Raw genomic sequence first — 26910 nt, 5'->3', positions numbered from 1 at the left:
GTTGCCGCTGGCGCTGCTGAAATAGTTGACTGGCGGGTCGAGTGCGAATCAGGTGCACCAGGGTCCGCAACTTTGCGGGACCGTAACACCAGCCACAACAAAAAGCCAACGATTGCAGCTCCACTTAGCAGCAAGGCAAAAGGCAGAGAGTCCGTTGATGATTCAGCTACAGCAGCTTGGGCCGTATCTAGTTGTAAGAGTAGAATAGACATGGAATAAAACGACTCGAAATACTTCTGCTAAACATGAATCTTCTATACAAGAAGAAATACTTTCTATTGTAGGTCACTCCAAGCCACGGCACGCAGCTTGGTGGCCAAGTCCTGCACGTCAGTGGGGGCTAGGTCGTGCACGGCGAAGTACCGCTTACTGCTCAACATGCCGCCGTGACTGTCTTTCTCAAAGTAGGTTTCCACGAGCGGACCCAGTACAAACACGCGGGTGGCCCAGTCTTCGTCAGGGTAAAGGGCGACGCGCTTGGCGCGGGCCAAATCTACCAACTCTTGTTCGGGGCGAGTGGTATTATTCCACCGAAGCTTGGCTTCGCCACCAGCACCTTCGGCAATGTCAACCACCGCCCAAACTTCGGCTACCTGGCGCATGGCTTTCCACCAGTACATGCCCAGGTATTGGCACCGGTCGTGCTTGTAGGCACCACCAGCGGCCGGGCAGATGTAGGCGCCGTGCTCCACCAGCTGTGCATGAAAAGCGCCGCAGTTGCACACGTCGAGCCAGTTCTTCCAATTAGGAAGCAGGTTAGCGCCGTTCAAGTATTGCTTAAAGTCCTCAATGGTTTCGCGCAGAGCAGCTGGGAGCGTAGGTTGCTGTATGGCCGCTAGGAAATCTTCAAACGTGACGGCCGCAAACAGAATGCGCCCGTCGTACTTGGTGCGAATGGTTTCTTCAATGCGCTCAAAATCGCGCAACTCCTTGCTCTCGAAGTTCGATAGGGCCAGCAGCACCTTCACCCCGACTTGCTCTTGGTCAAGGTGCTTCATGTAAGTTTCGAGCTGCTGGTCGTAGAACCAATCCCAGCGCTTGGTTTCGACGTACACAGCAAAGGCGGGCTGCATGATGAGGCCGTCGATGACGCTGCCATTACGGCCCACCTGCTGGCGAAAATCGACGCCGATTTGCAGGCCCGAACTGTCGCCGATAAGGCTGGAGAGGGCTGTCGACAGCAGCTTAGGATTCTCCTGGTACAGCATGCGCAGCACGAGCAAGCAGTAGTTGGTGGTGCGGTTCTCGGCTTGGTCGTAGCCGGAGAAGAGGCTGATTTCTTTGCCCATGAGTGGAAGGAACGAACTGACAAATAATTATAACTTGGATTTTGGTGCGCCAGGTAGCACAGGTACTTTCTGTTCGCGTAGTTCGCCCAGGGTAATCCCCAGTTCGGGAATGTACATGGCCTCGAAGGCGCTCCGGCCGGGGGCGCCCGCATTCTGGAAGTAATGCACGTAGGTGTTTTTGATGAGGCTGTTGAGCGAGCGAGCATACACCGGCTCGAAGTACAGCAGGCGGTCTGGAGCGTTGTCGTAGCCGTGGCTGGTGCGCTTGGCACTCACCACCCAGCATCGGCTGTCGACCAGGCTGCCGGGGTCGTCGCTTTTGCCAGGCTTGGCCCGATGGTACACGAACAGCGGCTCATCGAGCACTACTTGGAAGGTGTACTCGGCTACGGCGGCCTCGGGCACCGGGGGCTTCGGCGGGTGCAGGGCGAAACGTAGCTCGGTGCCGGCGGGCAGCAGCAGAAAACAGGCTCCTACTTTGGCATCGTGGGCTAGCTCGCGGCGCATGGCATCCTCGGTGCGCACAGCGTGGGATGGGTAATAGTCGCCGGCGGGCTCGAACTCCAGGAAGGCGCCAGGCGAAGCCGTCAGCTGCAACTCGACTCCGTCGCGCAGCACCGTGCGCTGCCTAGTTTCAGGGTCGTAGAAGTGGCCGTTGTGGTAGTGTAGGGAATAGGAATGTTTGGCGGGCATAAGAATGATATTATTCCTTTTCGTACTCGTCAATCAGCAACTGGTATATCACGTCGCTGTACATTTTTTTGTGAGCTCCACTGTTTTTCTTGGGGTCCAGATAGCGAATGCGCAGGGCATTGGGGTCCGCACCGAGGCGCTTCAGCACCTTCCAAAAATCGTTGTTCAGCGTAACCTGCGGCAGACGCTGACGCATGAAAGTCGTGACATCCTTGGTCGTGAGGTTGAAGATGTCCCACACTTTATCATCTTTCAAATGGACCGCTGGGGCATTCTGGCTGGGAGTTAGCCGCACGGTATCGGCCAGCGTCACGTGCTTCTGCACGGTTAGGGTGGCAGCCTGCGGCTCGGCGTTGTTTACCCCTACTACCACGTCGGCGCGTTTCAGCTTTTTCGCGTCTTCCAACGCGACACTGAACGACACCATCATGGAATATTCCGGGGCCACCCCGGCCTCGTGCAGACGGACGCCGGTATCGTGTAAGGCTTTGAGAAATTGCTTGACCTCGGCCGGAGCGGTGGCGCTGGCGGAATGGTCGCTTAGGAAATCCTGTGGGATTACGGGGCGGCCAAAACCTACCGGGAGCACGCCCAGGTCTCCGGGCGGCAGCAGTTCCCGGTCGAAATGCTGACGGATAAACAGGGCAAACTTGGCGACGCATTCGGAGAAAAGTCCGTGTAGCACGGCATTCATAGACTGGCCGTAGAAATGGGCGCTCTGGTTGCGGTATTCATACGTCAGTTCCAGGTTGGCATGGGTAGCAATAAAGCCGGTATCGGTTGGCTGCACCAGCGCCAGCACTGCATTGCGGCAGGTATTGAAGTCTTTGGTTTTGCCGTCGGGGTAGAAAATGTTGTGCTTGGCCCGGTGCAGGTAGGCTTTCAGCAGCTTTTCCCAGGCGGCCAACGCCAACTCGGCCGCAATTTCGTATCGGTGCGGCTGGGTGGGGCGATTGAAAAACTCTACAGCTGTGTGCATGTGCGACACGGCACTTTCTAGCAGCGACTTCGTCAGGGGTGGGCGGCGCTGCCGGATGGCTACCGGCCGTGCTTTTCTAGCCGGCCGGTTCACGCGCTCCGCCCCTCCACCAGCGCAATTTCCTCATCCGTGAGGTCGTACAGCTTATACACCAGCGCATCTACCTGCCGCTCCAGCGCCGTGGTACCGGGCCTACTCATGGCATCAAAGTGGCGCGAATAGCCACAACCCGGTCATCGAGCACACCAACCCGAAATTCTTTGCGAGACAGAATATTGCCTCTTAAGCGCGAAGCAGGCTGTAGCCTTGTAATGCGCCACGTAGAAGGCTCAAGGGTGGTGCCATTGTCGAGAACTGGGGTAAGCAGCACCCGGCCAACTCGAATAGCCTCGCGCTGGAAAACGGTTTCATCCTGTGGCTGAAACTCAAAAGCTATGTTGCGCATGAGCAAAAGAGAGAAAGGGGGTAGGGGTTGAAATAAGGGCTGTAAACTGATTGGCGAACCAGTTGCGGCAACTGCCCTGACTAGCGGCTGGCAGCCTTATTGAGCCGCTGCTGTACGAGTTCGGCCACGGCCCAGTACACTTCCTGGCGTTCGGGGGCGCTCAGGCCTAGCGCATCAAAAATAAGCCCATCGAGGGCTGCCCGGTCGGGTAGCGGGTTGGGCGTTTGGGCACGGATGGGTTGGGTGCGGTCAAAGCCGAGTTCAGTGAAGATGGAACCGATTGGCCGCATGTTGATAAGATGTTTGGCCGCTTTTGGAATTTCTTGGAGCAGGGCGGGTAATACTGCAAACTCAAAAACCTGAATCTTCTTACCGGTTATAGAGCCAGTCATTTCCCTACCGGTCATTTCCATAAATAGTCGAAATGGGATAGAATTAAAAAACACTGCATTTGTAGCAGCTAGTTTTTTATCAACAAAGGAGATTCCGCCCAAGTTATCACTGATGGCAAACTGGTTTTCAAGATTGAATACCAAATGTCTATCTCCGTTCAAAATGGAGTAAAACAGGTCGAAATCATCTTGTTCTGGCAAGTCATACCAATTTGCTCTGCTTGCACAAGAAGTCCGTTCATGGAAGCTGCCATGCTCTTTGCCTTTGAAAGAAAACTTCGTTTGACCAAATTCAATGTACTCTTTAATTTTTTTACCCTTGACGTTACGGCCTTTTGTGTAAATAATTTTCAAATGCCGATGCGCCGTACTCATGTTGCTCACATCTTTCAGCGAAAGTAATGTGTCACGTGTGAACTCCTTTTCAACCTTCAAGTTATTTGGAAGGTCTTTGTACTTCGGAAGTAGACGATAAAATTCGCCTTCTTCTGTAATGTCAAAGAATGAATTGGGGAGGTAAAAAAAACTATTCGCCCCAGTCATAAAACCTCTTTTGACAGTGGCCAAACTCTCAAGCGGTGTCAAAATAGCTTGAGCCTTATTTAGCATGGTGTAATAAATTTCAGGGGCTCGTAAGTATTTGCCCCCCCATTTGTCGCCACTATAGGTATTAGTCTCTGAATCATACCCGGCTTCGTAAATAGCCTTTTGAGTAATCGGTATGAGACGATAGTGGTCGTGAAAGGTATTGGTTGTCCGCTTTTCTTGGTCTTCCAGCAAAGGTGCATAAGCAGCTAACTCGAAGTCAATCTTATTCATTATAAAAGGCACCAATCGGTTGGGTGGCAATAAGGTGCGATAGTCTACCCGGATACCATCATCCCCTAATGCCGTGCTATCTGCACTAAGTAGTTTGGCCGTATTTATTGGTGCTGAATGCAGGTAAATAATGGTATTGATAGAGGCATCAAATGAGCGAACATTGCAGTCGTAGAAACCATGCAGGTTAGTGTGCTTCAATAGAAATTGCTGCACGAAAGCGCCATATTCTACATCAAGCCATGCACTAGCAATAATGAAACAAAAGGTGCCTTTATTATTCAGGTAGCTTGGACAAAGCAACTGGAAATAAGAATACAAGTCGGAACGTCCTGGCACCTTAGCTCCATAGACTGAAACGCTTTTAGTCTTGGGTTGTCCGTTGGCTTTCATTACGGGCTGTCCCTCTTCGTCTAGAGAAGCAACTAGCTTAGTAGCTCTTAGAAAAGGGTATGTTTTATATACCTTCTCGCTCAAATCCTCCTTGAATTGTTTGTTGGCTTCAGCACGCCGTTCTTTATGCTGAAGTAGCTTTTCCAGCACCTGTCCATCTTCTGACGGGAGCATTGCAATTTGACTGACGTAAGGCGGGTTGCCAATCACGAGGTCGAAGCCGCGGTCGGCTTCGTCGTCGGGAGCCAAGAAGACTTCCATGAAGTCGATGTCATAGGAAAACGGCAAGCGGCTTTGCAGGCGTAGCTGGGTCAGGAGCTGACGGAGCTGAGTGGTGTCGGCCCTGAGGGCGGCTATTTCGCCCGCGTCGAGTGGCAGCGGTGCCTGCTGGCCCCGGCCGGTGTTGAACAAAGCTCCTTGCTGGGTGCGCTGCTGCACGCCGAGTTGCTGAATGCGCTTGTTGTTGGCGTCAATCAACTCATTGAGGAAGGCATCGAATACGGCCAGCTCCTGCGCTTTGAGCTGCTTGGCAGTAGTGCGCGAATCGGGGTCGGCACCCGTAACGAAGGCATTTTTGGCCTGAATAAACTCGCGGAGCTTGCGCTTGGCCCCGGTATTGCCCTTGCGGGAACGCATGAGGTCGGCCACGGTGAAATCGAGCGCACCGAATTTTTGGAGCAGCGAATTGCCCTGGCGCAGCTTGAAATCGAGGTTGGGCAGCAAGGGAGCCTTGCGCAGCACCTCGGCCGGAAAATCAGCCTCGGTTATCATGTAGAGCCAGAGGCGTAGTTCGGCAATGCGCACGGCCCATTCCTTAATATCGACCCCGTAGATGCACTTGGAGATAAGCTGTTTTTTAATGTCGTAATCGTCGGTGCCGGTATGCGGGCGGCCCAGGTAGGTATCGAGGGTGCGCAGCAGCTCCATCTGCACCGTAATTACGCCCAGCAGCATGGAACCCGAGCCGCAGCTCGGGTCGCAGGCTGTGAAAGTGGCAATGGCTGTGCGTAGGGCCTGAGCATCGAAGCCGGAAACCAGCCGGCTTTGGCGACGCAGCAACTCCAACTGCTGGTCGGGCTTATCGAAGATGAAATGGTAGAGAAAGCTACGGTCGTAGATGGTGGGGGCAGCCAGCTTCTGGTCGAGCACTTCCACCAGTGAGCGGCGCACCATGAAGTTAATTTCGGGCCGCTCGGTGTACACAATGCCGTGTTCGGCGTCCACGTCGTCGAGGTCGGTGGCATTAATCATGCCCTCGTACATCTTGCCCAACAGCTCAGGGTTGATTTCGAGGCTCACGTCGAGTGGGGTATCTTCCTGAATGGTGAAGAGGTAGCTCTCGAAGTAGTCAAAGATGGCCGCAAAATCTTCATCGGGCAGCAGAAACTGGTCGTAGGTATCGTGCCGGGCAAAGAGGCCACCGTTGAGAAAGGGAAAGTTGACCAGTGCCGCCTGATAGGACTGGGGAATGTGGGTGAGGCCCTTCACCCCCTCGGGTGAGTAGAGCTTGCCGTTGAAGGCGGCGAAGAATACCGGGTTGAGCCAGTGTTCGTGAAAAGTAAGCTTGTCGGCCTGGGCGGCGGGAAGGGTTTTGCGATGTTCGCGGTAGGCCTGCCAGAAATGGTACAGGAAGTTTTCATTCTCCATCAGCCAGCCTTTCTTCTGCACGAAATACACGAACATTACCCGGTTGAGCAGGTTGAGCACGCCCTGGTGGGCATCAAGCTTGCTGGGTACCTGCGACGGATGCAGACGGCGGATGAGCCGGCGCGAGAGGGCCGAATATTCGCGGTAGAACTGCTGGTTGAGTACATCGGTGCGCATCACCTTGCGCCAGCCAGCCTGCAAGTCGCCGAAGGTCTGGAGGCGGCGGCCCGGGAGTTCGGCCCGAATGGCATCCTGCGAGAACATGTGCAAGATGCGTAGGTGAGCCGTGTGGGGTTGTTGTTGCCGGATGCCGTGGACGTGGGTCACGGTTTCGAGCACGTCCCTGTCCATAAACCGCCGGTTGGGCCGCCGCTGAATAAGTGACAGTGTGAGGCAGCCCCCGTAGCGGAACAGCACGAATACGTGCATGGGGAACGGCTTATTGACTTCGCGCACTATATCGGCCAGTTGGGGCTTGGTATAGTGATTACCGCTCAGATCAATGGCGAAGAAGAGGTAAGAATCGGGGTCGGCTCGGTCAACAGTGGGCTCAAACAGGAGGCCTGTGGCCTGCATTTCGACTGCCGTAAGCTGAAATAGCAAATGAACGGCCGTCCACTCCTGCACCCGCGCTTTGGTCGGATTAAAGTGAAAATCCGGATTGGTAGCATCAAACGCCTGCTCAAAACCGGCGTAAGAATCAGCGGGCAATTCAAGCTGGCGGCTGGTATTGTAGCCTAGTTCCTGAAATAGCTTGGTAGCAGCTTCGGTTAGCGGGGAGGTAGCGAAGGCGCGGAGCGCATCCGCTAGAGCAGGATAAGTAGCCATTAGAAAACGGGAAAGGAGAGCAGTTATTTTATGACCAGCCAGGTCACCAATTCAAAATCGGCCAGATTAGTGGGCAAGGCGCTGGTGGGCAGCGCCACCGCCTGGCCCCTACCAGCCTGTAGCTGACGCAGGTTGGTGTGAGCAGCTTCGGTAGTGGTAGCTTTTATGCCGTTTTGCAGCAGCTTGAAATGAGCATCCATCTGCTGTCCCTCATCGGTTTCTTTGTTGAAGATGTCGCACAGCTCTTGGTCGGCCTCGGTCTGGCCCTGGCAGAGCAGGCGCATGACTTCTAGCACCTGCCGGGGCTGGCTGTAGCCGAAGCGCACGGCCCCGTCGTCGTAGAGGTACACCAGGTAGTAGGGGTGCAGGCGGTTGAGGGTTTCTGGTTTCTGGTTTCTAGTCTCTGGTTGGTCTCCTTGCCCCAGGTGGCTTAGGCAGTAAAGCACGCCGGGGCGGATGGTAGTGCGCTCGGTTTCCTTTAGCTCGGCGTATTCGGCGGCGCGGCGGTGGGCGTGGGGGCCGGTGGGGGCGGCGGCTACGGCGTGCAGGCCCAGGGGCAAGGCGGCCAGCATGGCTTCGTTTTGCTGGAGAAAGCGTAGTAGGTCGAGGCGGAAATCTTCGAGAGAGAAGTCCTGCAAGCTCACGCCGCCCGAGTCGGCCAGCAGGTCTTCGAGGTCGGGAGTTTCGTCGCGCAGGCGCTTGAGCTGCTGGTCGCGGTACTTCAGCTCCTCGGTTATCAGCTCCTCAATCTCGCTACCGTCGGGACTGGCGGGCGTGTGGGCCAGCAGGTTGTCGTCGCCGGTGGCGGTCACGTCCACCAGGGCCATACGGGCTTCCACGCGCACTTTCAGCTTGAGGTAGTGGTCGAGGTCATTGGTAGGCCAGAAGTTCACCATCTGCACCGTTTCGTTCACCGAACCCAGGCGGTCGATGCGGCCGAAGCGCTGAATGACGCGCACCGGGTTCCAGTGAATGTCGTAGTTGATGAGGTAGTCGCAGTCCTGCAGGTTCTGGCCCTCCGAAATACAGTCGGTGGCGATGAGCAAATCAATTTCGCCCGCCCCTTGCGGCATACCGGCCAGCGCGGCGCGGCCCTTGGAGCGGGGCGAGAAGTTGGTGAGGATGGTATTGAAGTCGGTGGGGTGGCGCAGGCCGGCGGGTTGAAAGGTGGTTTGGTTGCCGTTGGTGCCGCCCGTCACGAGGGCGGTGTACAGCTTATTCGATTGGTTTTCCCACTCGTGCGCGTGCAGCTGCGCGTAGAGGTAGCGGGCCGTGTCGGCGTAGGCCGTGAACACGATGACCTTGCGGTTGCCGGGGTTCAGGGGCTCATCGAGCTTGGCCTGAATAAGTTTTTTCAGCTCCGTCAGCTTCAGGTCGCGAGCGGGCACCACGTGGGTAGCGCGCAGGTGCAAAGCGGCTAAGGCTTTGCGGTCGGCCAGCAGAGCTTTGCGCCACTCGGGCAGCTTGAGGTGAGCGAGGTTGAATTTCTTTTTGCCGCCCACGTTGAAGGCCGCGTCCAGGGCCTGTTGCTCGTCGGTCTGGGCCTCGTTCTGCTCGTCGTGGCCGGTGGGGCTGTCGGCCGGGGCCGCGCCGGCCAGGTCGGTGCCCGGGTCGAAGTCGCCGCCGCTACGGCTGGCCTCGTAGGCATCAATGCGGGCCAGCAGGCTATCAATTTTCCCTATCACCCGTTGCATCGACTCTTCGAATGATTCAACTGAGCTTTCCAAGCGCTTGAGAAAGCCCACCTTCATCATGCCGATGAGGAAATCTTCGCGCTTGGCCTGGGAGAAGTTCTGGGTTTTCACGTTGCGCACCCGCTCTTCCTGGTACAACGATTCAAAGGCAGGCTGCACAAACCGCGACGGGTTGTAGAGGCTAAGCTTGAATTGCAGAATGCTTTCGTTGACCTGGTCGTAGGTTGGAAACTCGCCCTTGGCATCGAGCGGCGTCGAAACGGTGAGCGGTGGCCGGCGCGTGGGAAAGCGGCCGATGGCGGCCATATCGTAAAACTGCTGAATCTGGCGGCGCGAGCGGGCAATGGTGAGCTGGTCGAGCAGGCCAAAGAAGCCGGCATCCAGCTTTTCGAGCAAGGCCCGCACCGAGCGGTCGGCGTTGCGTGGGTCGGCCCACTGCGTGAATTGGCGCTGGGCCACGGCCAGCGTGTTGCCGAGGTGGGCCACGCCGGTGCTGCCGTGCAGGGCCGTGTCGGAGCTGCCGCTAATCAGGTACAGCTGGTTGCGCAGGTCTTTGAGCGAGTTGTTGACGGGCGTGGCCGAGAGCAGCAGTACTTTGGTGGTAGCGCCGGCGTTGATGATTTTTTGGGTCAGCCACTCGTAGCGGCTCAGGGCGCGAGTGCCGTCGTCGAGCAGGCGGCCAGCGGCATTGTTGCGGAAGTTGTGGCTTTCGTCCACCACCACCACATCGTAGGCCGCCCAGTTGAGTTGGGTGAGGTCGAGACCATCGGCCCCGGTGCGGCCGTGGCTGCGGCCCAGGTCGGTGTGGTACATCACGGTGTAGCCCAGCCGGTCACGCTGCAAGGGATTGAGCGTGGAGTTCTTTTTAGCCTGATAGATGGTCCAGTTTTCCGACAGCTTTTTGGGGCAAAGTACCAGTACGGTCTTGCCTTTCAGCTCGTAGTATTTGATGACGGCCAGCGCCTCGAAGGTTTTACCCAGGCCCACCGAATCGGCCAGAATGCAGCCGCCATGCTGCTCCATCTTCTGCACCGCGCCCTTCACGCCATCCTTCTGGAAGTCGTAGAGCTTTTGCCACACGGCGCTTTGGGTGAAGGAAGTGGGCAGGTTGTCATCGAGCAGGCTGAACTCCTTGAGCTTGGCCAGGTCGGCCCGCAGCACTTCGTACAACGTTTTATAGTAGATGAGCAGCGGCGAATTTTCGCGGAATAGCTGCTTCAGGTAGTCCAGCACTCGGTCTTTCACGTCTTCCACCAGCCCGGTTTCGTCGTTCCAGAGGCCGTCGAACCATTCCAGCAGCTCACGTCGCTCCCGGTCGGAGTCGACTACCAGGTTCAGCTCGATATTGGGCACATTACCAAACCCCAGCCCCTTGGCGGTGAAGTTGGAGGAGCCCGCCAGCGCTTTGGTCATGCCGCTGGGGTGGGTGACGTGGTAGAGCTTGCCGTGCAGGAAGCGCGGCTTCACCATGGACCGGATTTCCGCTTTCTCTTTTAGCCAATCGTAGCAGGCGCGGGCCACCTTGTTTTGCGGCAGCTTGTCGCGCAGTCCCACGGTGTCTTTGGTCAACTCGAATACCCGCTGGGGCTTGCTGGGGTCGAGCACGAAGTTGGGCTCACCAAACAGAAAGCGCAACTGCTGAATATCGCCCAGCTTTTCGGCCAGGTGCGCGTGGGCGTAGATGGAGAAGTAAGCCGATACAATAGCTAGGTCGGAGCCGGCCATGACGGTTTCGGCCAGGTAGTCACCGACTTTGCCATAGGGTCCATCGGCGCGGTTGTCTCGGATCGTTGAATGAGACGCTAAAACAGAAGTAGAAGGCATAAAAACTGCCGAATATGAAATGAGAATTTTGGGTTGGTGCCTGCTTCAGTGCAGAAGGTCCGCCCTGCTATGTTGCACCGAGCTAGCAAAGTCATGGAACCAAGTGCGCAAAATCGGCGAGTCGCACGAAGCATCTGAAGCTGGGCGGCTTATTAGGCAGTTAATGACGCTACTTGGGCTTAAGCTATTTAAAGAAAGATAAACTGATGTCAATAGGTAGTAACCAAAGTCAAAGCTGTAAATCTATCGAAGCTCATCCGCTTTTCCACACGGTGTAAGCAGCTATAAGCTGTCGAGTACCTTTTTTATCAAAGCATCAATATGATTGAATGATTTACTAATAACGTTGGATATAGGTTGATGTGTGAACCTATTATGTATTATTGTATCTAAAAATGAAATTTTTGATTATAAAAACTTGACTTTTGATATCAAATATGCGTATTTTGATTTTAAATGATACGCAAAACGACTCAAAAACCATTGTCATGTACACCGAGCTGCTAAAAATAATAGAGGGTGGCTTGAATAAAGACCCGCGCAAAGTTGCCAACTATGCCCGGCTGCTGGCCGAAAATCTGTCAAAAGACGGTGAAGCCAAGACCGCTGAGCGTATACTCAAAGTTTTGCAGAGCAATCAAGCTCAACCTGTCTATCTCGATCAGGTTTTCACTCCTCCGGTTGATCAGGAAACGCGTCTTAATATCGCCGATCTTATCATGCCGGCCGCTACCGATGAGGTGCAGTTCATCTTCTCGGATACCATGCGCAGCAAGCTAGATGCTTTCATCGGCCGGCTACAATTCCGTAATCAACTTCATGCGGCTGGCGTCGACCTAGCGGCCTCCCTTCTGCTATACGGCCCCCCTGGTTGCGGCAAAACGTCTCTAGCCTACTACATTTCCCAGCAGACCAAGCTGCCACTAGTAGTAGCCCGCCTCGATTCTATAGTGTCCTCCTTGCTGGGCAATACCTCCAAGAACATTCGCCGGGTATTTGAATTCGCCAGCCGACAGCCATGCATCCTGTTTCTTGATGAATTTGATGCCATTGCCAAGGCCCGCGACGATCAGCACGAACTGGGCGAGTTGAAGCGCGTGGTCAACAGCCTGTTGCAGAACATCGACGAGTTCATCCAGGCCAACCAGTCCAATATTCTCATTGCCGCTACCAATCATCAGGAGTTGCTCGATAGGGCGATTTGGCGCCGCTTCAACAGCATTATCGAGGTAGCCAAACCGGGTAGCCAGGAAATCAAGGCCTTGCTCTCCCTCTACTTACAAAAGGGAAACGTGGATTTTGAGCAGCAGTCCAAGAAATGGGACACGCTGGTTGATCTGCTTCACGGTTGCAGCCCCGCTGATATCAAAGCCATTTGTCAGAACACCGTTGCTCAGTCTATTATGAGTCAACGTAAGGCCGTCACCCATGCCGACGTGCTGCTGCAGTTCTACCACTTCAAGCACCACAACGCTTCCTCTGCCAAGGCTCTGGTCGAGTTCCTATCCCAGCACGACGTAGCGCAGAAAACTATTAGCGACCTAGTGGACATTTCGCTTCGTCAAGTCCAAAATTACCTCAACTCCAATAACTAAAATACCATGGCCGACGAGAAGCTGCCTATCAAGCTGTTCAGCAAGCGCGAAGACCAGGACGAACGACGCACGGAAGGCGGCGGAAGTGGTGACTTGCCAAATTGGGTGCTACCAAATGAGGAGCTTATAGCTAAGGCTGGTGCATTTCGTCAGGCACTGACTAAAACGGCTCAGGTCATTGCCACTCGTCCGCCCGAAAGGGAATTTATTCCAGCAGTGGTGCGGGTAGCGTTCAAGTCCGATGCTTTAGCAAAAGGACACCGCGCAGAAATCGGCCGGTTATTCAACCGCCGCAATGAGTACAATTTCATTGGTCTCTCCGAAGACCTGGAACTGCTACTCAGGGTTGACTCCGCTGAACACCTGGCTTTTATCAACCAGAACCTGGAACAGGCTACGGCATTTCCCGTTGGTATTTCAGCAATTGAAGAAATAGAAGCTTTTAGCCCCGAGGTGGAGCTTCCTGCTGATGCGGAAACTGCTTTGAAGATTAAATTGGTCAACTACCAGGACCGGCAGTTAAATAATGTAGTAGAACGTGTCTTCGAGCAAGATCTGGCTGAATTAGGAATAGAAGTTGTCCGCAAAACGAAATACTCATCGGGGCTGACAGTATTTAAAATACGTCACGTCCGGCCCGACGCGCTGGAACAGCTGCAGGAATTTGAAGCCCTCTATTCCATTACTCCCATGCCTAACTATTCGGTTGGGCTGGATGGTAGCGGGGAAGAACCCAGCGTTCCGGTGAAAGAACCCATACCGGGCCAGACATACCCGACTATCGGCATGTTAGATTCTGGTATTGCTCCTATTGCCCACCTCCGTCCCTGGCTCGAGGCCCGCCGCTTCACGGTATACGACGAAGAAGACACGCACCGCGGCCACGGCACATTTGTAGCCGGTGTTGCTTTGTATGGAGATGAGTTAGAAAGACAGCCATGGGTTAATACCGGCGCTGCCTATTTGCTCGATGCCACCGTTTTCCCCAATCCTCAGGTACCAATCGACGAGGATGAATTAATTGAAAACATTCAAAACGCGGTCCGTCGGCACTCGGATGTTAAAATCTGGAACCTTTCCCTGGGCAGTCGTACCGAATGCCACGCGCTTGAATTTTCCGACTTTGGTAAGGCCTTGGATGCTTTGCAGGAGCAGTACGATGTTTTGATTTGTAAGTCAGCCGGCAACTGCGACAATTTTAAGTACCGCCAACCGAAGCGCCGCATTCCTAACTCGGCTGATTCCATCCGTTCACTGGTTGTAGGTAGCATTGCGCATGCCCAACGGCCGCACGATTTAGCGCGGGTGGGTTATCCTTCGCCCTTCTCGCGCACGGGTTTCGGCCCGAACAACCTGGTTAAGCCTGATCTGACTCACTATGGTGGCAATGGCGGCTTACTACCCGATGGAACGGTCACGCAGACCGGGGTTAGTTCTTTCTCCATCACCGGCGGTGTGGTACAGCAGATTGGTACCAGCTTTTCCACGCCTCGTGTTACTGCTTTGCTGGCTGGGCTCAACCATCGCTTGGCTGAAGATTTTGACCCGCTACTGCTGAAAGCGTTGCTTATCCATTCGGCTAAATACCCCGCCGACTTGGATCTAGAACCTGCCGACCGGCTCAAGGAAATGGGCTATGGTCGCCCTGGGAGCTTGGATGAGATAATCTATAACACTCCGCATGAGATAACGCTCATCCTGCGCGACACCATCGTCCGCAGCAGCTTTATCGAAATATTCGATTTTCCTTTTCCCGACGAGTTGGTAAATGAAGATGGCCAGTATTACGGCGAAGTCATTCTCACGCTGGTAGCCGGCGCCAAGCTCGACGGCACACAGGGAGCGGAATACTGCCAATCTAATATCAAGGTAGCTTTTGGCACGTACGATACCCTGTCTGATCGGGACATGACCAAGCCCGGTATACTCAACCCCAATAAGCGTGAAGGAGGCTTAAACGTGCTGCTTGCGTCGAATTACGCCCAACGTTTTCAGCGGCATCTTGACAATCCTTTCACTCCTGAGCGCCAGTTGCGCAGCTATCAGGGTAAGTTTCACCCGGTTAAGAAGTATGCCGTTAATCTAGGTGAGATGACCGAGAGTAAGCGTCGTAATGGTCTGACAGCGCCGAAAAGATGGTTTCTGAAGCTGGAAGGCTTATTCGCTCAGGCAGCCGAAATTGCTGCTGATCAAGACGGTGAAGAACTTTCTCAGGATTTTGCACTCATCATTACCATTCGCGACCCACGTCGACAGCATGATGTCTATAGCTCAGTTACACGCAGCCTTGTCGATAACAACTTCCAACACAGCAACGTCAGGCTCCGCAATGAAGTGCAAATCAATTTGCGCAACTCGCTTGGCGACTCCGAAACCACCACGTAACATACCACACCAATGCTGTAATTAAGTACTCCAAAAGTAAAAATCAGCCGCCACGGGAGTGTGACGACTGACTTCCGAACTTAGTAGCTCAGCAAGAACCGAGGTTCCAATTCGCACTTGCTGGCTGCGTCCTGGGCTGTCGGGCGAATGCCCTTCAGCTGCTTCTCCACGGACTTTGCAGGCCGCGAAGGTAGCTACATTTTTGTACGCACCAACACCCCCTCCGTTGTCCGTCGACTTGATCTGTTCCATTCTCGGAGCCGTTTTCCACCTGTCTAAACGAGACAAATACCATGGGCAAGAACGTCCACATCACGCCCCGCCCCAACGGCTGGGCCGTCAAATCGGCCGGCGCCGAGCGCGCCGCCGTCATTGCTCCCACCCAGACCGCCGCTGCGGCTATCGGCCGCCAGATGGCCATTAACCGGGAGAGCGAACTGTTCATCCACGGCCGAAACGGCCAGATTCGCGAGCGGAACACCTACGGTTACGACCCCGAATTCAGTAAAGGATAACCCCTCATTTTCAGGCACAGCCCGGCATCACCGTCGTTGTGGTGTCGGGCTACTGCTACTGCTTTCTACAACTGCCGTGGAAAGAGGCTACCTCCTGTGCACCTATTGAAACCATCATGGCTGATTTAAACAAAGACGAATACCTGGGTTGTGTGCACCGTTCCTACGGCATCAACCTGGAAGAAGACCTCATCGAGGACAACGAAAGCCTGGCTGACCGCTACCGCAAGAAGCGTGATAAGGTAAAAGCCGCGTTGGAAAAGCAATATGGCTCCGACATCATCTGCATCCAGCATTCAGGCTCCTACGCCAAGCACACGGCCGTCAACATCAAGTTTGATATGGACCTGTGCGTCAACTTCAAGCGGAAGTCCTTCACAACGCTTCGCAAGATGTACGACGACGTGTACGAGTATCTGGACAGCGACGAGTTCGGCGACGAAGTAGGGGACTTGACGGAAGTTCGCCCGCAAAAAGTATCCATTGGGCTGTTTTTCCTGGTGGATGACGAAGTACTCAACTTCGACATCACGCCCGGCCGACGCATCAGTGACGATGACCCGGATTGCTACGATCTGAACTTGTGCCTCAACGACGAAGATTCGTCCGGGCGCATGAAAACCAACATTGCCAAACAGATCGAGCACATCAAGGGCCGCAAAAAGGAGCGCGAAACCATCAAGCTGCTTAAGGCCTGGAAGTTTGCTCATTTTCCCAAGCTGAAGTCGTTTCTGCTGGAGCTGCTGACCATCGAAGCTTTTGATGAGCAGGGTGAAGGTAACATCCCAAACAGTCGGTGGGAACGGGTAAAGTTTACGATGGAGTTCATCCGCGACAACATCGAAACCATCAACCTGCACGACCCGGGCAATTTGGGCAATAACGTAACCAATAGCCTCACCGACCGCCAGAAAACAAAGCTGGCCAAGGAGATGAAACGGGCGCTGAAGCAGATTGACAAGGACAGCAACAAGCTAAAGTTCTATTTCCCCGTCAATCCGAAGTTCCCCTGTAAGGACGAGGCGAAGGAAAATGAAGAAGCGAAGCCGTCGAACCGCTACGAGCAGAACGCGAGCGTGAGGCAAACCAACTACCCGCCCACTACCTATGGTTGATCCAACTGCGGATGTGTGGTTTTTTAACCAGTTTTTCGCGGCCGAAACCGGCGTGACATTGCTGAAGCCCTTCGTGTTCGAAGCGGCTTCAGCTCACCACGCCGGTGCCATCGGGGTGAGCACGGCCAAAGGGGAAGTTTCAGTGACTGTGCACATTCCCGACGCTTATCCGCAGGGAGAGGCGCTGTTTTATCCGTGGACGCTGGCCGGATACCCGCACCAAAACATTCCTACCCTTAAAGACCACGGCGGTTCACTTTGCTTGTCGACTCCGATTGTGAACCATCTGGCTACGCGTCTGCAACTGGAAATGCAGCAGCTGCACGGGTGGTTGGAGAAGTACTACGTGCGCGAAGACGTAGACGAGCATTATGAGTACGTTCCTGTACGCAGTGCCAAGGGAGCCCATCTTCTGTTTGACGAAGAACCGCAGGATTACACTGCAGAACGTTTCGCGCTGCAGCAAAGCGGTACGTTTACGTACAGCCTGTTGCGCTCGGTGAAAGGTTCAGCACCTGCCTGCCTATGCTCCGGCCTTGGCAATCTACCAGCCCGGTGGGCGCCTGCGGCAAAGGCTGACAGCTATACTGGAATTTGGACGCTACTGAAGCAGGAGCCCGTGTTGCAGCGGAAAGAGCGGATAGAATGTTGGCAGGATCTGCTGCCATTGCTACCCGCCGATTTCTTCGTTCAGCTACGCCAGCTCGGGCTAAGCCATCAGTTCCGTCGCCAGTCGCCACCGGCATTGAGCAATCGTTTCTTACTTGCTGTCGGGTACCCCATACCAAATCAGGAAGGACAGGAGATTACGTGGGATGCCTTGTTGCTGCCGCTTAACCTGCTGCGGCGGGATGCCTCCAGCGTGAAAGTGCAAAATCGTTTCGATGCATTGGGCAGGCAACGGCTGTTGTGGGGGCAGGCTAGTAATGCCGCGTACTCCCGTTTCTTCGGCCGGGGTCAGCTACCCGAGTTGTTTACCAATTGCCGAATATTGCTTCTCGGGGTTGGCGCTATCGGCAGCTGCCTAGCCGAAACCCTGGTGCGGGGTGGCGTGCGCGACTTGACGCTGGCTGATTTTGATGCCGTAGCTCCCGGTAATATTTGCCGCAGCCGCTACCGCTTTCGGGATATTGATGCACCCAAAGTGGCGGCTCTGCAACAGCACTTACAGAACTTGTCGCCCTTCGTGTCGGTGCATATAAGTAGTAGCGTGCCCGCCACCTTGCCTAGAGCCAAAAACTGGGAAGGAACAGTTGAGTTGCTTGGGAAATACGACTTAATCGTTGACTGTTCGGCTAATAACCAGGTGCTGACTACCCTCCGCCATGCCGTGCCTGTCGGGAAGGTCATTCACCTTTCAATCACGGAGGGGGCAGAGGAGTTGATAGCGGTAGTTGATGACGACATATGTCCGCTACAGGAACGCCGTGAGCAGTTGCTGGCGCACATCAGCCGGGCCGTGTATCCTGACTTCCGTGAGGGGGCGGGCTGCTGGCATCCAACGTTCCGGGCGTCGGGCGCCCAGATTGAGTTCATGGTTGGACTTGCCATCAGTGAATTAGCCGAAATGGCCCGTCAGAAAAAAAGATTCCGCACGTTCAGCCTACAGCAGGCAGTGGGGCGTGGCATCCAGGTTAGCGTCGATCAGCAGTATGAGCAGTTGGAGACCGGCTTGAAGCTCCTCGTCACCAGCGAATGCCTCGACCAGATACGGGAGCAGACGCTCCTGCACTATCCGAAAGAATTTGGTGGCGTGCTGATCGGCAATTATTCGGAAGACGGCAGCTGTGCCGTCGTCAGCCGAATCATCATTCCTTCCAAGTACAGGAACTCGCCTACGTCCTTCACGCCGGACCCAACCTGCATCAACCGGCAGTTGCGGCAATTGCCTGACCAGCTGCAATACCTGGGCGACTGGCATTCGCATCCTGATGGTCCTGGTACGCCCAGCCCAACAGATAAAGCTGCCATAGCCAAACTAGCGGCTCACCCCGATGTGCGCACCCGCAGCCCGTTGCTGCTCATTGCCCAAACGCGACGCCACCAAGTAGAGCCACATTTTTTTGTACAACATCAGAGCCAGCTTCTGGTATACTCACCCGCAACAACATGAATCATTTTGACCTGAAAGGGGCATTCAACGCGCTGCAGAAGCAGATGTCGTTAAAGCTCACTGCCAACCGCCAGCTTGTATCCCATGCGCCAACCATGGGAGATGTCACGGAAGAGAGCTGGCGGTTGTGGCTGCAGGAATACCTGCCCAAACGGTACTGCGTCAGCAAAGCCTTTGTTGTAGACCACAACGGCTACATGAGTGACCAGATAGATTTAGTTATCCACGACCGACAGTATTCGCCTTTCGTCTGGACCGTGAATGGAGCTGATCATATTCCGGCCGAGAGCGTCTACGCGGTATTTGAGGTAAAGCAGAACCTCGATAAAGCCATGTTGGAATACGCCGCCAACAAAATAAAAACTGTCCGCCTGCTTAACCGGACAAATGCACCCGTTTACCACGCCGATGGTTGCATCACGGACCCGCGTGAACCCTTCAACATCATTGGTGGCATCCTAACACTGGATTCGACCTGGAGCGACCCCTTCGGCGAACCATTCATCAAGGCTGTTGACGCTCTTGAGCCCCGAAGCCACATTGATATTGGATGCGTGCTGGATAAAGGCGGATTTAACATTTACTATAATGCCGACTCAGGCCACACCCGAGAAATCAGTACCCCGGAGGAAGCACTCATCTATTTCTTTCTCCGCCTTCTTTCTCGCTTGCAGCGACTAGGCACTGTTCCGGCTATCGACATCGAGCAGTATGCCCGCGCTTTAGACTCGATATAGTTGGAGGTGGTCTCTATAAGCTAATCAGAGGTATTTGACGCCTTGGACATTTTCTAAACGGTCGTTTGGAAAATGTCCAAGCTGCTTATCTTTGCTCCATTTCCTTCTCCAACTGCCCCTGCTTATGCCCTTCGTTGCCTACTACCGTGTCAGTACTCTGCAGCAAGGTAAGAGCGGGCTGGGCCTCGCCGCGCAACAGCAGATGGTGAAGTCCTTTGTCAAAGAAGAAGGCGTGGTGGGAGAGTTCGTCGAGGTCGAGAGCGGCAAGACGGCCACGCGGCCCCAGCTGCGAGCGGCCGTGCAGCTAGCTAAGAGCCGCGGGGCGGTGCTCGTGATTGCCAAGTTGGATCGCCTCTCGCGCAACGTGGCCTTCATTGCCTCGCTGATGGAGTCGGGGGTGGAGTTCGTGGCCTGCGATCAACCTCAGGCCAACAAGTTCACCGTGCACATCTTCGCGGCCCTCGCTGAGCAGGAGCGGGACATGATCAGCGAGCGCACCCGCCGGGCCTTGCAGGTACTCAAGGCCCAGGGGAAGCAGCTGGGTACCCCGGCCAACTTGACGCCGGCGGCCCATGCGCACGGCCTTGCCAGCCGGCAGCAGAACGCGCGCACCCACGAGGGCAACCGCCAGGCCACGGCCTTGATCCTGGCCCGGCGGGCGCAGGGGCATGGCTACAATCAGATTGCCCAGGAGTTGGAGAGCTTGGGCTTTCGCACCCGCCGGGGCTGCCGCTTCACCCACAAGCAAGTGCAACGCCTGGCGCAACGTGCCACCGAGCAGGCATAATAAAGGGCTCGTTTTTGTGCTCCCTGCTTGGGGTTCAAGGCGAGGCGATGTAAACGGCGGGTAAGCCACTTGGCCAAGCCAAACAGCAGAAGTAGGGAGCTGAGGTTTGTATATAAAATATTGTCGATCAATATTTTATATGCTTAGCGTAATTCTTTGTCCAACTACTAATGCAACCCCACTATCTTTTAAACTAAGCTTTGTATCCACCAGTATCCAATCACCCAATGATTAGACATCTTCCTCAGCTAACTTCTTTCGTCGAGCAACCTCAATATGCACCACGTCTAGCTTGTACTCAACACTACAATCAGTGCAAGTATAATTGGCTTGCGGGTGCCGTTGCTGCATCGGTTTTGTGCATTTGTAGCAAAAGACACGCATTCTTTCCCAATGGTATAGTTTGTTCGCTAAATTTTCAGCGATGAGTTTGTACTGCGGGTAATTTATCAGTATCTCGGGTAGGTAGGCTTTTTCCAGGTTTTCTTTCCGGCGAACCAGCGCTTGCTTTGAGCAGCAGCCACCACAGTGCCCGCAGATGTACATCCCTTGCTTGTCTGGTCTGCCCTCGGTTCGGTATGAGCACCTATTAGAGTCCCTGCTATCAATCACTGTCATACAATGACCATTTAAACAGTGACTTAAATATATTTCTCGCTTCCGCTCCTCACATTCCCAATTAGTACATTTGAAGCGGTTAGCTCGATAGAAGTTGAAGTCAGATTGTCCGATAGGCCGCAGAATGTGCCCACAACACCGGCATTGCAAGCGCACCAGTAACCTATTTACCCGGTTTATCAACCCAACGAAAGCATAGTAGGAGTCCGCATCGTACTCCAATCCCAAGATACTTATGAAGTCCATCAGGCTATACTGCTGCCAGTCATCGGATATTCTTTTGCTTTGATTGGGCTTAAAGCATGGTCGATTGCAACACCACCAAAACGGCAGTTGCGATTTGACATCCTCTTTATAGGCGAGTCGTCCTTCACAAAGCTCAATTCCAACAGGTTTTAACTCAGGATTATTAGAGCTTGGCTGATATTCATACCCAGGAGTGACAATCCAACTGACGGGCCAGTGCTTTCCAGCTAGTTCAACGTTATTGTTCGCAACTTCTACCGCAACGCCTTCTACGAATACTGTTTTCCTATCTATAGAAGCCGGATACTCCGATCCTTCTATTCTGGCTATTACGATGTCCTTACTTGGGTCTTTAGTTTTTTTTACTTCAGAACGTCCTGGACACGATGCAAAAAATTCCTTGCCTACGGGCGTCAGTGCTGTTGTATCTTCCTTAAGGTAACGGCAAGCAATTTCTATAATGCCGTCCTCTCCTGGCAAGGAGCCACCTCGGGACAGCGAGAGTAGCACTACTAGAGCTAAATCGAGTGAATAGTCAAGAGCTGCTCCCCGGCCTAACTCGTCTTTACTAAACCTAACAATGGTGTTCAATTGACTCGCGTTCAATTGCAGCGTACCAACGGCCAGCAATTTGAATGTCTTGCGCAGAAACAGCATTTGGTCAGCTGGCGAGAGCGTGAATACCAAGAGGCGGTAAGCATCAAAGTCGTAGTGCTCTACAACATCGGCCAACCATAATTTCAGCAGGGCTGGCGTAGTCAGCGCAGCCAACAGACGGGTCCAAATTTCTTGTTCTTTAACAGCCCCCGGTAGGCCATTAAGCCATTTATGCAAAAGCTTGCTACTCCAGCCTGCTACTTCGCTGATATGATTCCACTCCAACATCCAATCTAGAAAAGCCAACCGCTGGAACTCATTCAGCGACCTTATCAATTCATACGCTGGCTCCCAAGCGGTGGTATCACCCGACCGGTCAAACCCATCGGCGTAGAAGTTTATCGCATTATAAATTCGGTCGAATGCGGGTGTTTCAATAACTCCTGCTTTCCATAGATAGTGTTGCAATCGAGTATCACCTCTATCCAAGATACTTCTCACCAAGGCAGCGAAAGATGCTTGATTTAGCGGCGCTTTTTGCCAATTCCATCCGTTAGGATTCCAGATGACGTGCGGGTTGACAGAAGACTTTCCACTTAATTGATGTAGAAAAGTAAATACATAACTGTAAGCAGTAGACGAATCCAATAATTCTAAATCGATTACGCGATGCGCCGCTGCCAGCCTCAAACTGTCTTTATTGTTGCCATCAAATGCTACTATTCGGGCGGATTCTATTTCTAGACAGCCTGTGATTTCTCGCCAATCTAGATCGGGAAGAAATCCTGCGTTCCATAGATTCAAGCGATACACTGATGAGCAGGCTTCATCTACCGCCACCATCACTGCTCTCATCCATCCAGGGTTATCTGTCTGTAGTGGTTTGATTCTGCTAAGCCACTCACGTAGGCTCTCGTAGGTAGCCTCTGTATCTATCTTCCCCAACCGTCGCAATGCTACGGCTAATGCCAGATAGCCTGCTTCTCCACCATCCCGTACTAAATCCAATAATGCCTTTTTAGGAAGCTGTTCCACTTTTTCCCGAATCAATTCAAGGACAGGCAGCAGTACGCCAGTTGCTTCGTATATCGCAGCTCCAAGTGTAACGCCACCCACCACTGCGAAATGTGTTCGTAGCATGTTAGATAATATTCGCCAGCGTTCTAAACACGTTATGCGTCCAGAGGGTGTCAGGTCACAAGCTGAAAGAAATCCATGCCATTCGCGCAGCCACTTGAAAAGCGAGCTAACCACTTCTATTCGCTCTTCATCTGGTATCCTCTCAATTTTTTGAGCCGGCCACCATGCTTGAATTATTGCTTTAGCATTAGCCTGTCCTTTGCTAAGGTCCAGTAGGCTGAGCATTTCATTGCGAGGCATTTCAGCAGCTTGCAGATTTAACGTGTTTCGGTAAACGTCATTCAGCGTCGCTACAAAAGATGGTGCGTCTGCTGTATTCCCAAATTGCACCCACAGTCGCAATTTACCTATGCTCTCTAAATCTGTAATAAGCCGCTCGTAGGCGTAGTTTAGTTTCTGCGGTAGAAACCTTTGGACTTTTTGCAGCAATGCTTCTCCATTCGGGATGTGTGTATCGTCCTTAGATGCTAATAGCCGCTCAATGCGGAAATTCAGCACCTCGTCAGCTAATTGCTGGTCACCCAACTGGAATAATTCATCCAAAGCGGCCACACTGAATGTAGTGTAACTTTTTCGCAGCCAAGGTAAGGCTTGTGCTGGCCTTTGCGCCCACGACGCCCTACCATCGCTCCCTACCGCGAATACTAGCCATTCATTGATCTTGGGCTCAAATCTCAAGTTCTTGACGTGTGCAAAAACTTCAGATTTACCCTTTCCTTGCTCTTTCACAAATCCAAACCCTCGGTCAAACTCGTGCCTTACCAACTGCCCAAACCGTAGCGAGTTGTCTGGTGGGACTGACCGCTCACTTCTATTCTGCTTCGCGCTCATGCTAATTGGCTGCCAATCTGCCAAAGCATTAATCTGTATGATAGCGAGCAGCGTTTCCCCTGTCTTCCCACAAATTGCTAATGATTTACTATTTAGCTTGGCTCTAATAACTTGAGATGGAAGCCGATAAATAGCAGCTACTACTTCTAAAGGAACTAATGGCTCATCAAGGCTATAGGTCGTAGTGCTTTCCCGCACTGAGTTAGCCGCCGCAAACTCTTTTCCTTCTTGAGTCGCTCCCTCTCTGAAATCGACCGCCGCGCCCAATTCAGGTTGTGCAGACCCTTTAAACATTCGTTGCTCGTTCACAAAGAATATGCACTTCAGAACCGGGCAATATATATAGCCAAGCCATCGCGGGAGTGACCCATCTAATTGCTTCATGAAAAAGACCACTCCGGTGAGCATAAGAAAGAATTTTACTGGTTACTTAATTTTGAATAGACGTCTCCTTTTGGCCATCATACCACTAGCACCGCCCCCTAAGGGTTTACTCCTCCGAAAGAATTGATTTAGACGCTAAGCTTGAAAATAGTTATTTATTAAAAAAGGTAGCTGAAAACACCTGTAAAAAGTGCAATTGCGAACTGCTTAATAGATGATATCAACTCTTCACAAAGCAAATACCTTTTAATTTGATACTGCTGGCCTATAAAATCTACGTTTTATGAGATTGACCGCTAACTCAGGATTTCTTAGCGTTGTTTTCCGTTCCTAGTTTAGTGCGACCCCTGTAATCTGGTTGACCCACGCTTTTTGATCCAATCCTTAGAGTAACTTTATCCCCCCGTTGCTATGAGAAGGCCTAGTCATAACAGATGGAGAAGTGAAAGTCAAGTTTAGGCCAGGCGTAACTGAAGACGAGGCGATGGTCACCAACGTGACGGTGTGTGCCGCTATGATTAAGAGCTACCAAGCATGGAAAAAGAAGAACACCGACAAGAAATAGCTCCCCGAAGCTTTCCCAACCTACAACTACTCGTTCCTTACAACGAGGCGCTTTATTATGTACAGGGCCGCTTGGGTATGTTTGGGCGAGGCGAGTTGAAGCCTTTTTGTGAGGCGGGGGGATTTTCTTATACAGCCGTTATTAACCTCAAAAACGGGAAGTTGAAACGGGAAGAACCCCACTTGCTCCAACGGGTACTTCGGCACCTAGCGGTACCTACAGAGTTGATACGCTATCCGCTTGATACTCTAAGTAATGGCTTTATATTACCCGATACTGCTGCACTGGCCGCTTTTCAAGAACAGATTGCCTTTTTCAAATCCTGTCAGTAAGCTACTACTTGTCTTTTCTCCCTTTCATCACGGTATTTTCAGTTCCTACTATTGTGTGATCCCTAAAGCAAAGCTTATGGCATCTCGAAGAATAAGAATAAGAATAATACCCCAGCCTCGGCCCTCCAGTCGAGGCTTTTTTGTGGCCATAACAGAGATTTAACGAAAGGGAAGAAAAAGGCAGTAGGGGACCAATAGAGGGACATTTTTTATAAAAAAGTTGGCTTTTATGTTCCTATTTAGGAACATAATTTGTATCTTTATATCATTGAAAGAGCAACGAAGCTCAATCTAAAAACCACTTTTTATGACGACTGTTCGCAACACGTCCGCAGGTAACGGCTCTACTAAAGCCGATGCCTACCAAGTCATTACCGACCGCATCTTGGAAAAGATGGAAGGCGGTCAAATTCCGTGGCAGAAGCCGTGGCACACGTTTGGCGCCCCCCGCAACTATGTCAGTGGCCACGTGTACACCGGCATCAACGCCTTTTTGCTGCATTTCCTGTGTGATGGAATGCCGCTGTTTATGACCTTTCGCCAAGCCAAGAAGCTAGGCGGGTACATTCGCCAAGGGGCAAAGGGTTTCCCCATCATTTTCTACAACGTTATTGAAAAGGAAGCACCCGAAGGGGGAGAGGCCAAGCGCATACCCTTTGCCAGCTATTCCACCGTGTTTAACATTACCGACGTGGAAGGCGTGAACCTCGTGCTGCCCGAAGGGGAGGAGGTGCAGCACCAACCAATTGCCGCAGCTGAGGCAATCGTGAGCAGTTGGGCCGACCGCCCCAGCATTAGGCACATGGATCAGGAGGCGTATTACGTGCCCTCAGTGGACTACGTGAATATGCCGATCCTAAGCAGCTTCCGCAGCGTTGAGCAATACTATCAGACGCTGTTTCACGAGTTGACCCACGCCACCGGCCACCGCAACCGGCTCAACCGGCCCGAATTGGCCGAAAACATGGCCGTAAAGGGTGCCGCAGGATATGCCCGTGAAGAACTGACCGCAGAGATGGGCGCGGCTTTTCTGTGCGGTGCCGCAGGTATCAGCCCCGAAGCCACCGACGATAATACCGCGGCTTACCTGCAATTTTGGTTAGGTAAACTCAAAGAGGACAAGACGCTACTGGTGAAAGCCGCCAGCCACGCGCAGAAGGCTGCAAACCTAATTCTAGGTATCAGCCCCTACTCACCGAAAAGCAAGGAGCTGACTGAGCAAAATAGTGACACGGTAGAGGCCGCAGACGCGAAAGAAGAAGCGACAAAGGCAGCCGCCTAGCAGCCCCGAAAGGCACCGGATAGAAACCCTGTCCGGTGCCGATAGGGCACCGACCTACAACTGTTTCAACCTATAAAATTTCCGTTTACGATGTTATCTAAAACTGTCACCAACGAAATCGCCGCGCCCCTGCTGGGTGCTGAGTTGCGCCACCTCTCACTTGATGAAATCTATATTAGGGGCAATTGCTGTTCTGCTATGAGCTGCGAAGGCAGTGCAGTTGTTAGGGCTGGAAACCTTAGCTGTAGGCCTAGACGAAGCAGCTCAGGAGCAACTAGCTAAGGAGTACGACCCTGTAACCCTACGCGCCCGTAAATCGGCTGCCAGTACCGCGACCCCGGCCCAACTCATGCAGTAGGTCGGGGTTAGCCGGTGCCGTTCTCTTTCTTCCCTTTAGTTTGCTTCTTGGCCTAAAAGTCTGGTACAAATGTTACATCGCTCCCACTTACGGTATTGATTTACAAGATATAGTCACGAAAACGGGCCTAATGAGTTACAGGAGTTATTATTACCGCTTCGGTGCTGGTGTAGCCTGATTTGCACGGCAAACTGGTAGGCTACCTAACTAAAAATGAATTATAGCGCTAGGCGGCCAGTAATACGCGGCTAGCCACTGCATTACTTACCAGAGTTGTTGCCGGTAGAAACTTAGTTAGATGACAAAA

17 protein-coding genes are annotated in these 26910 nt (G+C 53.1%); 9 read left to right on the top strand and 8 right to left on the bottom strand.

Annotated elements, in window-relative coordinates; all coding sequences use genetic code 11:
- Positions 1 to 275: 275 nt before the first annotated feature.
- The 7 genes from J4D97_RS20205 to J4D97_RS20175 all read right to left on the bottom strand — a co-directional run bounded on the left by J4D97_RS20205 (position 276) and on the right by J4D97_RS20175 (position 11003).
- Positions 276 to 1289, bottom strand: a complete 1014-nt coding sequence (locus J4D97_RS20205) for a hypothetical protein (RefSeq protein WP_208309145.1) — start codon at positions 1287 to 1289, stop codon at positions 276 to 278.
- Between the two features lie 27 nt (positions 1290 to 1316).
- Positions 1317 to 1982 carry a hypothetical protein gene (locus J4D97_RS20200; RefSeq protein ID WP_208309144.1) on the bottom strand — a complete coding sequence of 222 codons (666 nt, stop codon included), beginning with the start codon at positions 1980 to 1982 and terminating at the stop codon, positions 1317 to 1319.
- 10 nt (positions 1983 to 1992) lie between these two features.
- A complete protein-coding gene (locus tag J4D97_RS20195) occupies positions 1993 to 3054 on the bottom strand; it encodes a DUF3644 domain-containing protein (RefSeq protein ID WP_208309143.1) in 1062 nt (353 codons plus the stop codon).
- Entirely contained in the window at positions 3051 to 3161 is a 111-nt protein-coding gene (locus J4D97_RS23785) for a class I SAM-dependent DNA methyltransferase (protein WP_208309142.1), read from the bottom strand. The genes J4D97_RS20195 and J4D97_RS23785 overlap by 4 nt, the downstream gene beginning before the upstream one ends.
- Positions 3158 to 3406 (bottom strand): hypothetical protein, encoded by a 249-nt coding sequence (locus J4D97_RS20185; protein WP_208309141.1) that lies wholly within the window; start codon positions 3404 to 3406, stop codon positions 3158 to 3160. Before J4D97_RS20185 ends, J4D97_RS23785 begins: the two co-directional genes overlap by 4 nt.
- An 80-nt stretch (positions 3407 to 3486) precedes the next feature.
- Entirely contained in the window at positions 3487 to 7485 is a 3999-nt protein-coding gene (locus tag J4D97_RS20180; RefSeq protein ID WP_208309140.1) for an Eco57I restriction-modification methylase domain-containing protein, read from the bottom strand.
- Between the two features lie 23 nt (positions 7486 to 7508).
- Positions 7509 to 11003 carry a helicase-related protein gene (locus J4D97_RS20175; RefSeq protein ID WP_243900427.1) on the bottom strand — a complete coding sequence of 1165 codons (3495 nt, stop codon included), beginning with the start codon at positions 11001 to 11003 and terminating at the stop codon, positions 7509 to 7511.
- Positions 11004 to 11440: 437 nt separating this feature from the next.
- On the opposite strand from J4D97_RS20175, the gene J4D97_RS20170 reads away from it, so the two are divergent.
- From J4D97_RS20170 to J4D97_RS20140, 7 genes are all read left to right on the top strand, one after another.
- Entirely contained in the window at positions 11441 to 12598 is a 1158-nt protein-coding gene (locus tag J4D97_RS20170) for an AAA family ATPase (RefSeq protein WP_208309139.1), read from the top strand.
- A 6-nt stretch (positions 12599 to 12604) separates the two neighbouring features.
- Entirely contained in the window at positions 12605 to 14983 is a 2379-nt protein-coding gene (locus tag J4D97_RS20165) for a S8 family peptidase (protein ID WP_208309138.1), read from the top strand.
- A 293-nt stretch (positions 14984 to 15276) separates the two neighbouring features.
- Positions 15277 to 15498 (top strand): DUF2188 domain-containing protein, encoded by a 222-nt coding sequence (locus J4D97_RS20160; protein WP_208309137.1) that lies wholly within the window; start codon positions 15277 to 15279, stop codon positions 15496 to 15498.
- Positions 15499 to 15614: 116 nt separating this feature from the next.
- Positions 15615 to 16613, top strand: coding sequence for a hypothetical protein (locus J4D97_RS20155; RefSeq protein ID WP_208309136.1), 999 nt, complete (start codon positions 15615 to 15617; stop codon positions 16611 to 16613).
- Positions 16606 to 18726, top strand: a complete 2121-nt coding sequence (locus J4D97_RS20150) for a ThiF family adenylyltransferase (protein ID WP_208309135.1) — start codon at positions 16606 to 16608, stop codon at positions 18724 to 18726. Before J4D97_RS20155 ends, J4D97_RS20150 begins: the two co-directional genes overlap by 8 nt.
- Entirely contained in the window at positions 18723 to 19463 is a 741-nt protein-coding gene (locus J4D97_RS20145; RefSeq protein WP_208309134.1) for a DUF6602 domain-containing protein, read from the top strand. The genes J4D97_RS20150 and J4D97_RS20145 overlap by 4 nt, the downstream gene beginning before the upstream one ends.
- Positions 19464 to 19587: 124 nt before the next feature.
- Positions 19588 to 20250, top strand: coding sequence for a recombinase family protein (locus J4D97_RS20140; RefSeq protein WP_208309133.1), 663 nt, complete (start codon positions 19588 to 19590; stop codon positions 20248 to 20250).
- A gap of 231 nt (positions 20251 to 20481) precedes the next feature.
- Here J4D97_RS20140 and J4D97_RS20135 read toward each other — a convergent pair whose 3' ends face one another.
- Entirely contained in the window at positions 20482 to 24090 is a 3609-nt protein-coding gene (locus tag J4D97_RS20135; RefSeq protein WP_208309132.1) for a hypothetical protein, read from the bottom strand.
- 510 nt (positions 24091 to 24600) lie between these two features.
- On the opposite strand from J4D97_RS20135, the gene J4D97_RS20130 reads away from it, so the two are divergent.
- Together J4D97_RS20130 and J4D97_RS20125 are read left to right on the top strand one after the other, a co-directional pair.
- Positions 24601 to 24963, top strand: coding sequence for a hypothetical protein (locus J4D97_RS20130; RefSeq protein WP_208309131.1), 363 nt, complete (start codon positions 24601 to 24603; stop codon positions 24961 to 24963).
- A 307-nt stretch (positions 24964 to 25270) separates the two neighbouring features.
- Positions 25271 to 26245 (top strand): ArdC family protein, encoded by a 975-nt coding sequence (locus J4D97_RS20125; protein WP_208309130.1) that lies wholly within the window; start codon positions 25271 to 25273, stop codon positions 26243 to 26245.
- Positions 26246 to 26910: the final 665 nt, after the last annotated feature.

Origin of the sequence: Hymenobacter defluvii (assembly GCF_017589435.1) — a bacterium.
GTDB classification, from domain to species: Bacteria; Bacteroidota; Bacteroidia; order Cytophagales; family Hymenobacteraceae; genus Hymenobacter; species Hymenobacter profundi.
This window is presented reverse-complemented; position numbering and strand designations above follow the sequence as displayed.

Coding starts and splice junctions, on each gene's coding strand:
- J4D97_RS20125 (WP_208309130.1), top strand. CDS start 25,271: ATGACGACTGTTCGCAACACGTCCGCAGGTAACGGCTCTACTAAAGCC.
- J4D97_RS20175 (WP_243900427.1), bottom strand. CDS start 11,003: ATGCCTTCTACTTCTGTTTTAGCGTCTCATTCAACGATCCGAGACAAC.
- J4D97_RS20150 (WP_208309135.1), top strand. CDS start 16,606: ATGGTTGATCCAACTGCGGATGTGTGGTTTTTTAACCAGTTTTTCGCG.
- J4D97_RS20205 (WP_208309145.1), bottom strand. CDS start 1,289: ATGGGCAAAGAAATCAGCCTCTTCTCCGGCTACGACCAAGCCGAGAAC.
- J4D97_RS20165 (WP_208309138.1), top strand. CDS start 12,605: ATGGCCGACGAGAAGCTGCCTATCAAGCTGTTCAGCAAGCGCGAAGAC.
- J4D97_RS23785 (WP_208309142.1), bottom strand. CDS start 3,161: ATGAGTAGGCCCGGTACCACGGCGCTGGAGCGGCAGGTAGATGCGCTG.
- J4D97_RS20135 (WP_208309132.1), bottom strand. CDS start 24,090: ATGCTCACCGGAGTGGTCTTTTTCATGAAGCAATTAGATGGGTCACTC.
- J4D97_RS20130 (WP_208309131.1), top strand. CDS start 24,601: ATGGAAAAAGAAGAACACCGACAAGAAATAGCTCCCCGAAGCTTTCCC.
- J4D97_RS20180 (WP_208309140.1), bottom strand. CDS start 7,485: ATGGCTACTTATCCTGCTCTAGCGGATGCGCTCCGCGCCTTCGCTACC.
- J4D97_RS20155 (WP_208309136.1), top strand. CDS start 15,615: ATGGCTGATTTAAACAAAGACGAATACCTGGGTTGTGTGCACCGTTCC.
- J4D97_RS20185 (WP_208309141.1), bottom strand. CDS start 3,406: ATGCGCAACATAGCTTTTGAGTTTCAGCCACAGGATGAAACCGTTTTC.
- J4D97_RS20145 (WP_208309134.1), top strand. CDS start 18,723: ATGAATCATTTTGACCTGAAAGGGGCATTCAACGCGCTGCAGAAGCAG.
- J4D97_RS20200 (WP_208309144.1), bottom strand. CDS start 1,982: ATGCCCGCCAAACATTCCTATTCCCTACACTACCACAACGGCCACTTC.
- J4D97_RS20140 (WP_208309133.1), top strand. CDS start 19,588: ATGCCCTTCGTTGCCTACTACCGTGTCAGTACTCTGCAGCAAGGTAAG.
- J4D97_RS20170 (WP_208309139.1), top strand. CDS start 11,441: ATGCGTATTTTGATTTTAAATGATACGCAAAACGACTCAAAAACCATT.
- J4D97_RS20160 (WP_208309137.1), top strand. CDS start 15,277: ATGGGCAAGAACGTCCACATCACGCCCCGCCCCAACGGCTGGGCCGTC.